This is a genomic window from Lentzea sp. NPDC051213, from assembly GCF_044455585.1.
In the GTDB taxonomy this organism is placed as follows: Bacteria; Actinomycetota; Actinomycetes; order Mycobacteriales; family Pseudonocardiaceae; genus Lentzea.
The window spans coordinates 341,006-353,595 of sequence record NZ_JBITEX010000006.1 but is presented as its reverse complement, the minus strand read 5'-3'; the positions used below and the strand labels follow the sequence as shown (position 1 = coordinate 353,595).

Sequence of the window (12,590 nt, the reverse complement as noted above, 5' to 3'; positions counted from 1 at the left end):
TCAGATGTTCTCCATCCGCTGCAGCAGCTCAGCGAGCTCTCGTTCGACCAGGTCATCGGATTCGTGGGCCGGCGCGTCGAGCACGATCTCCTCGATGGGCACGGCCTCGGCCTCCGGGGCGAGACCGGCCAGGTCCGCGAGGAACCGGGCCAGCTCGTGCACCGTCGGGTAGTTCCAGATCAACGTCGCCGACAGCCGCACGCCGAACGCGGCCTCCAGGCGGTTGCGCAGTTCCATGGACATCACCGAGTCGATGCCGAACCCGCGCAACGGCTGGTCGCGGCCGATCCGCTCGGCGGGCAGCCCGACCACCCCGGACACGGTCGTGGCCACCAGGTTCTGGACGGCTTCGCCGCGTTCGGCCGGTGCGAGCGCCTTGATCTCGGCGAGCGGCTCCTGCGTCGACGTCACGCCGGACCCGTTGTCCACCAACGCCATCCGCAGGCCGGTCGCCTCGACGACCGTGTCACCGTCCGGGTCGAGCAACCGCACGTCGGCGAGGAAGACCTCACCGTCACGCAGCACCGAAGCGTGCACCGTGCCCGTGCCCAGGTAACGCTTGTGCACGGAGATCCGCTCGAGGCTCGTGCTCACCAACGCCGACCGGTCGTCACCGAGTGCCGCCAGCACCGGCGGGATGGCGACCTGGAGCGCTGAGTCCAAATAGGACGGATGCACGAGGTGGCCGGGGTCCTCGGCGGCCGCGGGCAGCTCGATCGTCGCCAGCGCCTCCGTCGTGGAGAACTCGACCTCCACGACACCCTGGTAGGCAGGCCCGTACCGGACGTCCCGTTCGCCGAGCACCTGGTAGAACTCCGCGCCCTTCAGGGTTTCGGTGTTCCCGCCGAGCACCGCGGTGTCCGGTGCCGTGTCCTCCTCGCGTGGTGCGAGGCCGGCGTGGGCGAGCTCGAGCGGGCCGCCCTCGGTGATCGCGAAGAACCGCGCGGTGAGGTCCACGGTCAGCACCAGCTGCATCCGGTGCTGCACGCCCTCCCTGACCACGAGCGGTTCGGCGAACACCAGTCCGGTGATGTCGAACTTCTCACCGGGACGGATCTCGGCGGCCGCGGCGAGCAGCACGTCCACGTACAGCGCGCCGGGCACGATCGCGACGCCGCCGACCCGGTGGTCTCGGACTGCAGCGGTGTCCGCGTCGACGTCCCACTGCCAGTACCGGGTGCCCGGCTCGACCGCGGAGTCGAGCCGCTCGCCGAGCAGCGGGTGCTCGCCAGCCGCACGAGTGCGCGTCACCCGCCTGGTCTCGCTCGGGTGCCAGAACCGTTCACGCTGCCACGGGTAGGACGGCAGCTTGACCCGCCGGTCCGCCGCCGCGATCGCGGGACTGCCCTGCACCGGCAAGCCCAGCACGTGCAGCCGCCCGAGAGTGCGCAGCAGCGACGGCCGCTCCGGTTCGTTGCGCCGCAACGACGGCAGCGCGGCCGTACCGGGGACGTTCTGCTCGACCGCGGGCACCAGGATCGGGTGCGGCGTCATCTCGACGAACGCCTGCACGCCGTCCTTCGCGAGCGCGCTGATCATTCCGGCGAACAGCACCGGTGCGCGCAGGTTGTCGACCCAGTAGTCCGCGTCCATGGTGGTGCCGTCGAGCACCTCGCCCCGCACCGTCGAGTAGACCGGCACAGTGGCTTTCCGGGGCCGGACCGCGGCCACGGCGGCGTAGAGGTCGTCGCGCAACGGGTCCATCTGCGGGCTGTGCGACGCCACGTCCACCTTGACCCAGCGGCAGAACACCTCGTCCGCCTCGAGCCTGGTCTTGATCAGCTCCAGCGCTTCGGGATCGCCCGACAGCACTGTCGAGCGCGGGCTGTTGTTGACGCCGATGGAGACCTCGGCCTCGTGCCCGGCGACGGTCTCAGCGGCCTCGTCGAGGGTCAGCTCGGCCGCGAGCATCGCGCCCTGGCCCGCCACCCGGCGCAGCAACGCGCTGCGCAGACAGATGATCCGGGCCGCGTCCTCGATCGTCAGCACGCCCGCGACGTGCGCGGCGGCGATCTCGCCCATGCTGTGCCCGACGACGGCGTCCGGCTCGACGCCCCACGACCGCCACAGCGCCGCCAGCGCCACCTCGACGGCGAAGAGCATCGGCTGCACCACGTCGATCCGGTGCAGCTGCGACGTTTCCTCGTCCGCCTCCAGCTCGGCGATGACCGACCAGTCGGCGAACTCGCGCACCGCCGCGTCGCACTCCTCGAGCGCGGCGCGGAAGACGGGCTCGGCGCCCAGCAGTTCGCGCCCCATGCCGATCCACTGCGATCCCTGGCCGGGGAAGACGAACGCGATCTTCGGCGGTGCCTCGGCAGTACCTGTGGCGACACCGACGTGGGTCTCGCCACGGCCGTGTGCCGCAAGCGCTTCCGCGAGTTCCGCGCTGTCACCGGTCACCACGGCGAGCCGGTGTGGCTGCGCCATCCGTGCCGACGCGGCGGCCGCTACCTCGCGCACCGGCAGGTCCACGGTGGCGACCTGGGCCGCGTGAGCCTGGAGAGCCTCCGGTGTCTTCGCGGAGAGGACAACGAGGTGGCTGCCCTGCTCGGTCTGGGACTCCAGGTGCTGCTCGTCCGGTGCCTCGACGGTCGTGGACTCCGAGCCCTCCAGCACGACGTGCACGTTCGTGCCGCCCCACCCGAAGGCGCTGACCGCGGCGAACGGCGCCCGTTCGGCAGGCCACTGCTCCAGCTCGGTCGGCACCCGCAGTCCCAGCCCGTCGAAGTCGATCTCCGGGTTCGGGGTCGCGAAGTGCAGGTTCGGCGGCACCGCGCGGTTCCTGAGGACCAGCACGGCCTTGATGAAGCCCGCGACGCCCGCCGCGGCCTCCAGGTGACCGATGTTGCTCTTCACCGAGCCGATCACGAGCGCGTCGTCGCGCTCGCCCCCGACCACGGCGCCCAGCGCCGAAGCCTCGATCGGGTCGCCCAAAGACGTTCCCGTGCCGTGGGTCTCGACGTAGTGGACATCGTGCGGCTCGACCCCGGAGCGGCGGTAGGCCTCGCGCAGCACGTCCTCCTGCGCGGTGACGCTCGGCGCGGTGAGGCCGTTGCTGAGTCCGTCGTTGTTCGACGCCGAACCCCTGATGGTGCACCAGATGTCGTCGCCGTCGGCGATGGCGCGCGACAGCGGCTTGAGCACCACGACACCGCAACCCTCGCCGCGGCCGAAGCCGTCGGCGCTCCCGTCGAACGCCTTGCAGCGGCCGTCCGGCGCCAGACCGCCGAACTGGGTGAGCGCCACCATGGTCGCCGGGTTGAGGATCAGGCTCGACCCACCCGCGATCGCGGCGGTGGACTCCCCCGACCAGAGGCTCTGGCAGGCGAGGTGGATCGCGAGCAGCGACGACGAGCAGGCGCTGTCGACCATCAGGCTCGGCCCGCGCAGCCCGAGGACGTACGACAGCCGGTTCGCCACCATGTTGAGCGCGCGGCCCGTGGCCGAGTGCAGCGAGAACTGGTCCACGTCCGGCGCGAGGCCCGCGTAGTCCTGCCAGATCGCGCTCGCGAACACACCGGTCCTGCTGCCGGCGAGCGTGGCCCCCGCGAGACCGGCGTCCTCCAGCGCCTCCCAGGCGACCTCGAGGAACAACCGCTGCTGCGGGTCCATCTCCTGTGCCTCACGCGGCGAGATGCCGAAGAACAGCGGGTCGAACTCGTCCACCGGACGGTCGAGGAAACCGCCCTCGACGGGCACGGTCCTGCCGGGTGCGGTGCCCGCGAACTCGGCCGGGTCCCAGCGCTGTTCCGGCACCGGCCGGACGGCGTCGCGGCCGTTGCGCAGCAGGTCCCAGAACCCGTCGACGTCGTCGGCGCCGGGGAAGCGGCAGGCGACACCGACGACCGCGATCGGCTCGCGTTCACCGGTGACGACCGGCTTCGGCACGACCACGGGCTTGGCCGGCTCGTCCGCCACCAGCTTCGAGCGCAGGCCACGGGCGAGCTGTTCCGGTGTCGGGTGGTCGAACAGCAGTGTCGACGGCAGCTTCAGCCCGGTCGCCGCGACCAGGCGGTTGCGCATCTCCACGGCGGTCAGCGAGTCGAAGCCGTGGTCCTTGAACGCCTGCGTGACGGAGAACCCGCTCGCGTCGGCGTGCCCGAGGACGACGGCGGCGTTGGTGCACACCAGGTCCAGCAGCACCCGGTGCTGCTCGGCCCCGGTCAGCCCGGCCAGCCGTTGCGCCAGCGGCAGCTCACGCGCGACACGTGCCGTCCGAGCCTTGACCAGCGACCGCAGCACCGCCGGCACAACCCCGGCACCGGACCTGTCGATCCGCGCGGGAACCGTGACCGCCGCGGCACCGAGGAAGTCGCGGTCGAACAGCGCCAGACCGTCCTCAGTGGACAGCGGCAGGACGCCCGATCGGCCGAGCCTGCCGAGGTCCTCCGACGTCAGATGCCCGGACATGCCACTGGATTCGGCCCAGTAGCCCCACGCCATGCTCGTGGCGGACAGACCCGCGGCGTGCCTCTGCTCGGCCAGCGCGTCGAGGAACGCGTTGGCGGCGGCGTAGTTCGCCTGCCCGCCCGTGCCGATCGTGCCGGCGGCGGACGAGAACAGGGCGAACTCGGCCAGGTCCAGACCCGCGGTGAGCTCGTGCAGGTGCCAGGCCGCGTCGGCCTTGGGCGTCAGCACGGTCCGCACCTGGTCCTCGGTCATGGCCTCGACCGTCGCGTCGTCGAGCACACCGGCGGCGTGCACGACAGCGGTCAACGGGTGCTCCGCGGGAATGTCCGCGAGCACCGCCTCCAGTGCGGCGCGATCGGAGGCATCGCACCGCACGACGGTCACGGAGGCGTCCAGCTCCGGAACATCCGAACCACTGCGGCTCAACAGAAGCAGGTGCCGCACACCGTGCCGCTCCACGAGCCGGCGAGCGACCTGGGCACCGAGCGTGCCCGTGCCACCGGTGATCAGCACCGTGCCTTCGGGGTTCAGTTTCCGGGGCAGGGTCAGCACGACCTTGCCGATGTGCCGGGCCTGGCTGAGGTGCCGCAACGCGGCGCGCGCCTCGCGGATCTCCCACGCCGTCACCGGCAGCGGCGTCAGCACGCCCTGCTCGAACAGCGGCACGAGCGCGGCGAACAACCCCTGGATGTGGGCGGGGTCGAGCACCAGCAGGTCGAAGGCCTGGTACCGGACGTCGGGGCGGACCTCGTCGCGGAGGTCGTTCTTGCCCATCTCCACGAACCGGCCGCCGTCGCGCAGCAGTCCGATCGAGGCGTCGATGAACTCGCGGGTCAGCGAGTTCAGCACCACGTCCACCTGGCCGAACTGCTCGGCGAACGCGAGGTCGCGCGACGACGCGATGTGGTCGTCCGAGACTCCGAGCGCGCGCAGCACGTCGTGCTTGGCGGGCCCGGCCGTCGCGAACACCTCGGCGCCGAGGTGACGTGCGAGCTGAAGTGCAGCCATACCAACGCCACCGGTAGCGGCGTGCAGCAGCAACGATTCGCCGCGCCGCAGCTCCGCCAGTTCCACCAACGCGTAGTAGGCGGTGAGGAACACGACGGGCGTGCCGGCGGCCTGTGCCCACGACCACGTCGAGGGCACCGGGGCCAGCAAGCGGTGATCGGTCACGGCGATCGGTCCGGTGCCGCGCGGGAAGAGCCCCATCACGCGGTCGCCGGCGGAGAACTCCGTGACGTCCGACCCGGTTTCCAGCACGACACCCGCGCTCTCGGTGCCGAGCAGGCCGTCACCGGGGTACATGTCGAGCGTGATCAGGGCGTCGCGGAAGTTCATGCCGACCGCGCGCACCTCGACCCGGACCTCGTTCGGTGCGAGCTCGACCTCGGGAATCTCCCGCAGCACCAGGCCGTCCAGCGAACCGCGCTGCGAGACGTCGAGCATCCAGTTGGCGGCAGGCGTGTCCAGCAGCTCGGACTCGTCGCCGAGCCTGGGCACCAGCAGTCGTCCGTCGCGCATCGCCAGCTGCGGCTCACCGGAGGCCAGCACCGCGTGCAGCGGCACCGGCGCGGTGTCCGCCGGGTCGAGGTCCACCAGCACGAACCGGTCAGGGTGCTCGGACTGGGCGCTGCGGAGCAGGCCCCACACCGAGGCCGCGGCCAGGTCGCGCACGTCTTCCGAACCGCGGGCGGCAACGGCACCACGGGTCGCGATGACCACGACCCGGTCGTCCGTGAGCGAGTCCTGCACCAGCCGCAACGTCTCGGCCACGACCCGGTGCGTGTCCTCCACACCGTTCGACGCGATCTCGTGGACCACGGCGTCGGCCACATCGCCGGAACCCTCCGGCGCGTTGACCCACCGCACCCGCAACGGCTTCTGCACCTCCGACTGGAGGGCAGGAGCGCGCAGCACCAACGACTCGGCGCTGATCACGAGCGTGCCGTCCGCGTCCGTCGCGACCAGCGCGGCCCCGTCCCCGGACGTCGTCAGCCGGACCCGCAGCGTGGTCGCCTTGGTGCTCGCGATCCGCACACCGCTCCAGCTGAACGGCAGCCTGAGCCCCTTGTCCGCGGTCAGCGGCAGCGCGTGCAAAGCGGCGTCCAGCAGCGCGGGGTGCAGGCGGAACCCGTCCACCGCGTCACCGGCCGGCAACTCCACCTCTGCGTGCAGGACGTCGCCATCGCGCCACAACGCCTGGAGGCCCTGGAACAACGGCCCGTACTGGTAGCCCAACCGGTCCAGCGAGTCGTAGGAGACCTCGACGGCCGTTCCCGCCGGAGACCAGGCAACGTCGACTGGCTCGCCCTCGGACACCGATCCGGACGCGTGCAACGTCCACGGCGCATCCGAGGCGGTTCGGGCGTAGACCGCGATCGTGCGGTCACCGCCGAGCGCGACCTGAAGCTCCACCGAACCCTCGGCAGGCAACGGCAGCGGTGCCTGCAGGATCAGCTCGTCCACCACATCGCAGCCGGCGGAAGCCCCGGCGTAGGCGGCCATCTCCAGGAACGCCGTGCCGGGCAGCAGAACCACGTCCATCGCGGCGTGATCCGTCAGCCACGCGTCGTCGTCGAGCGACACCTGCCCGCTCCAGACGGCGCCACCGTCCGCGAGATCGACCTTGCTGTGCAGGAACCGGTGATCTCCGGCCGGCGCACCGGCGGACCCCGTCGCGAGCCAGTACCGCTGCCGCTGGAACGCGTACGTCGGCAGCTCGACCCGTTGTGCGGCAGGGAAGTCCCAGGTCACCGGCACACCGGCGGCGTTGACCTCGGCGACCGACGTCAGGAACCGGGCCAGGCCACCTTCACCACGGCGCAGCGAACCGACCGCCGCGACAGCGACGTCCGAAGCCTCGGCGGTGTCCTGGACGCCGACGGTGAGCACGGGGTGCGGGCTCGCCTCGACGAACACGCGGTGCCCGTCGGCGAAGAGCGACCCGAGCGCGCCGACGAAGTCGACGGGCTGCCGTGCGTTGGTGAACCAGTACTCGGCGGTGAGCTCGGTCGTGTCGACGAGACCACCGGACACCGTGGAGTAGAACGGAATGTGCCCGGCCGCGGGCGTCAGCGTCCCGATCAGCTCGATCAGGCGCTCGCGCAGCGGCTCGACCTGGGCGCAGTGCGACGCGACGGTCGAGGGCACGACGCGCGCCCGGATCCCGTCCGCCTCGCAGCCCGCCACGAACTCTTCGAGGGCGGCCAGCTCTCCCGCGACCGTGCAGGACGTCGGACCGTTGACGCCGGCCAGCGAGAGCCGGTCGCCGATCCGCGCCCGCACGTCGTCGGCGGGCAGCGCGACGGACGCGACGGCACCGTTGCCGACGAGTTCGTCCGCGAAGAGCTTGCTGCGCAACACGACCAAGCGAGCCGCGTCACGCAACGACAGCGCGCCTGCGACGTGGGCCGCCGCGATCTCACCCTGCGAGTGACCCACCACGGCGGAAGGCTCGACGCCGAACCGCTGCCACAACCGCGCCAGCGACACCATCACCGCGAACAGCACCGGCTGCAGCACCTCGATGCGCTCCAGCTCGGCGGGGTCGCGAAGCACGTCAGCGACCTCGAAGTCCACAAAGGACTCGATGGCCTCCGAGCACTCCGCGAACGCCTCGGCGAACACCGGCGAGCTGTCGAGCAGCTCGACGGCCATCCCGGCCCACTGCGAACCCTGACCGGGGAAGACGAAGACGACACCGCCCTCGATCTCGGCCACACCACGCACCACGTTAGGCGCGGGTTCTCCGGCCGCGATCGCCCGCACGCCGTACAGCAGGTCGCCACCGACCACGAACGCGCGGTGCGTGAAGGCGGAGCGGGTGGTCGCAAGAGAGTGCGCGACGTCGTCGGCGCGCAGCTCCGGGTGCTCGCCCAGGTGGTCGAGCAACTCCTCCGCCTGCGCACGCAGCGCCGCAGGCGTCTTGCCCGACAACGCCCACACGAGCGGGGTTTCCGCAACGTCCGCGCGGACGACCTCAGGCTCAACGGGTGCTTCTTCGAGCACGAGGTGCGCGTTGGTGCCGCTGATGCCGAACGACGACACCGCGGCGCGCTTCGGCCCGTCGATGGCGGGCCACAGCTCGGTGGAGGTCGCGAGCTGCACCGAGCCGGAAGTCCAGTCGACGCGCGAGGTCGGGGTGGTGACGTGCAGCGTGCGCGGCACGATCCCGTTGCGCAGCGCCAGCACCATCTTGATGACGCCCGCGACACCTGCGGCCGCCTGGGTGTGACCGACGGAGGACTTCAGCGAACCGAGCACCAGCGGGCTGGTCCGGTTCTGGCCGTAGGTCGCGAGGATCGCGTTGGCCTCGATCGGATCCCCGAGCTTCGTGCCGGTGCCGTGCGCTTCCACGACCTGCACGTCGGCAGGCTTCAACCCGGCACTGGCCAGCGCCTGCTTGATGACCTTGCGCTGCGCCGAGCCGTTCGGCGCGGTCAGGCCGTTGGACGCGCCGTCGGAGTTGACCGCGGAGCCGCGCACGACGGCGAGCACCTGGTGGCCGAGGCGGCGGGCCGTGGAAAGCCGTTCCACCAGCACGATGCCGGCGCCCTCGGCCCAGCCGGTGCCGTCGGCGTCGTCGGAGAACGCCTTGCAACGACCGTCCGGCGACAACGCGCCCTGCTTGCTGAGTTCGACGAACATGCCAGGCGCCGGCATGACGGTCGCACCGCCGGCCAGCGCCTGGTCGCATTCCCCGAGCCGCACAGCCTGACAGGCGAGGTGCAGGGCGAAGAGCGACGCACTGCAAGCCGTGTCGACCGTGACGGCGGGTCCTTCGAGTCCCAGTGCGTAAGCGATGCGGCCGGACGCCACGCTGGGCGTGGTGCCGGTGAGCAGGTAGCCCTCGGCGCCCGCGATCCCCTCGGTCAGCCGCGGCCCGTACTCCTGGCTGATGAGGCCGGTGAACACACCGGTTCGGCTGCCGCGCAACACGGCCGGATCGATCCCGGCGTGCTCGAGGCACTCCCACGAGGTCTCCAGCAGCAGGCGCTGCTGCGGGTCCATCGCGGCCGCCTCGCGCGGGTTGATGCCGAAGAACGCGGGGTCGAACTCGGTCGCGTCGTGCAGGAACCCGCCGTGCCGCACGTACGACGTGCCCGCGCGGGTGCCGTCCGGGTCGTAGAGGTCCTCGACCCGCCAGCCGCGGTCGGTGGGGAAGCCGGAGATGGCGTCGCCCTCGTCCATCAGCAACCGCCAGAGGTCCTCCGGCGACCGCACGTCTCCGGGGAGCCGGCAGGCCATGCCGACGATGACGACGGGGTCGCTGGTGTCGACGGTGGGCGCGATCTCTGCTTCGTCCGAAGTGGACTCCCCCGCAAGCTCGGTGAGGTGCCGGGCGAGCGCCACGGGTGTCGGGTGGTCGAACACCGCGCTGGTCGCCGGCGAGAGACCCGTCGCGGCGGCGAGCCGGTTGCGCAGCTGGCTCGACATCGGTGAGTCGAACCCGAGCTCCTTGAAGGCCTTGCCGGACTGGCCGGGGCCGAGCGACTGACGTCCCGACACCGCGGCGGTGTGCGCGCAGACCAGGTCGAGCATCGAACGCAGGTCCCGCGCCGGAACGACGGGAGCCGCCGACGGCGCCATCGTCACCTGCGGCGCCACGACGTCGGTGGAGACGGTGATCCAGTGCGACTGACGCTGGAAGGCGTAGGTGGGCAGGTCGGCACCGGGACCGGCGTCGAAGGCTGCACTCCAGTCGACCTCGACACCGCGGACGGCGGCCTCGGCGACCGAGGTGGTGAACCGGACGAGCCCGCCGTCGTCACGCCTGGTCGACCCGACCGCCACGACGTCGGCGCCCGCGTGCTCGGCGATCTCCTGCACCGCACCGGCGAGCACGGGATGCGGGCTGGCCTCGACGAACGCCCGGTGCCCGTCAGCGAGCAGGGCCCCGACGACGCCGACGAAGTCGACCGGCTCCCGCGCGTTGCGGAACCAGTAGCCCGCGTCGAGCTCTTCGCCGTCCAGCAGCGTGCCGGTGACGGCGGAGTAGAAGGGCACCTCGCCCGCTCGTGGGGACACCGGAGCCAGCAGCTCCAGCAAACGTTCGCGCAGCGGCTCGACCTGGGCGCAGTGCGACGCGACGGTCGAGCCGACCAGCCTCGCCCGGTGCCCGTCGAGCACGCATGAGTCCACAAAGGACTCCAGAGCGGCGACCGGACCGGCCACCGTGACGGAGCGCGGTCCGTTGATCCCGGCGATGCTCAGTTCACTGCTCAACCGGGAGCGGACCTCGTCCAGCGGGAGTGCCACCGAGGCCACGGCACCGCGGCCGACCAGTTCCTCGGCGAAGAGCTTGCTGCGCAGCACGACGACCCGTGCGGCGTCCTCCAGCGACAACACGCCCGCGACGTGTGCGGCCGCGATCTCGCCCTGGGAATGCCCCACCACGGCGGACGGGCGGACGCCGTACGACTCCCACAACGCGGCGAGCGACACCATGATCGCGAAGAGCGCGGGCTGCAGGATCTCGATGCGGGACAACGCCTCGGCGTCGTTCAGCACCTCGATCACCGAGAAGCCGGTGTAGGCCTCGATGGCGGTGTCGCACTCACGCATCCGCTGCGCGAACACCGGGGAGGAGTCCAGCAGCTCGACGGCCATGCCCGCCCACTGCGAACCCTGACCGGGGAACACGAACGCAACGCGCTCGCAGGAACCGGCGCCCTCGACGACACCGGCGGAGGCACCGCCCGCGGCCAGAACCCGCAGGTCCGCGAGCAGATCGTCCCTGGTGCCGCCGACCACGACGGCGCGGTGCTCGAACCTGGTGCGGCGGGTGGCCAGCGACCGGCCCACCGCGTCAGGGGTCAGGTCCGGCTGCTCGGCGAGGTGGGCGGCGAGCCGGGCAGCCTGGTCGCGCGCCGCTTGGGGCTCGCGGCCCGAGATCAGCCACGGGGTGACGGACCGCTCCGCCGGCACAGGAGCCTCGACCGGCAGCTCGAAGTCCGACAGCACAACATGGCAGTTGGTGCCACCGACGCCGAACGCACTGACCCCGGCCACGAACCCCTTGTCGGGCAACGGGCTCAACCCGGTGTTCACCCTGATCCCCAGCGACTCCAACGAAATGGCCGGGTTGGGCGTGACGTGGTTGAGGCTCGCCGGCAACCGGCGATGGCTGATCGCGAGCACGGCCTTGGCCAGCCCGGCGATCCCCGCCGCGCCCTCCAGGTGCCCGATGTTCGTCTTCACCGACCCGACCAGCACCGGCTCACTGCGCCCAGCACCGATCACCGCGCCGATAGCACCGGCCTCGACCGGGTCGCCGACCTTCGTACCGGTGCCGTGCAACTCGACGAAGCAGGTGTCGGACGGAGTGGTGCCGGCCCGCTCGTGCGCGAGCCGGATCACGGCCTCCTGCGCCTCCTGCTCCGGCGCGGTGAGGCCGGTGCCGCCACCGTCGTTGTTGACCGCGCTGCCGCGGATCACGCACAGCACGCGGTCGCCGTCGGCCACCGCGTCCGCCAGGCGCTTCAGCACCACGACGGCGCCGCCCTCGCCGCGCACGTACCCGTTGGCACGCGCGTCGAACGTGAAGCACTCGCCGTCCGGCGAAAGTCCGCCGAACCGGTCGGCGACGACCTTGCTCGCGGGCGCCAGGTTCAGCTGCACGCCGGCGGCCAGCGCGATGCCGGACTCCCCGGTGCGCAGGCTTTCGCAGGCCAGGTGCACGGCCACGAGCGAGGACGACTGTCCGGTGTCGACGGTCATGCTCGGGCCGCGCAGCCCGAGGAAGTACGAGACCCGGTTCGCGATGATGCCGCGCTGCAGCCCGGTCAGGCTGTGCTGCGTCACCGCGTCCCCGGACCTCACGAGCGTGGCGTAGTCATCGGCGATGGAGCCGGCGAACACCCCGGTCCGCGAACCGCGCAGCTCCGCGGGAACGACGCCCGCGTCCTCCAGGGCCTCCCAGCTGAGCTCCATCACGAGTCGCTGCTGCGGGTCCATCGCCGCCGCCTCGCGCGGGGAGATGCCGAAGAAGTCGTGGTCGAAGAGGTCGATCCCGGCCAGGTAGCCGCCACGGCCCGCGGCGGGCCGCCCGGACGGTGCCTCGTCCAAGAGCGCCGAACGGCCGTCGGCCAGCAGTCGCCAGTACTCCCGCGCGTCGAGCGCACCGGGCAGACGGCACGCCAGCCCGATGACGGCGATCGCGTCGTTTCCAGACATGT

General features: G+C 71.7%; 1 protein-coding gene. It reads right to left on the bottom strand.

Annotated features, from left to right (window positions below; translation table 11 throughout):
• The gene (locus ACIA8G_RS27505; RefSeq protein ID WP_396421549.1) at positions 1 to 12,588 is read right to left on the bottom strand and encodes an SDR family NAD(P)-dependent oxidoreductase; all 12,588 of its coding nucleotides are present in this window, start codon (positions 12,586 to 12,588) and stop codon (positions 1 to 3) included.
• Positions 12,589 to 12,590: the final 2 nt, after the last annotated feature.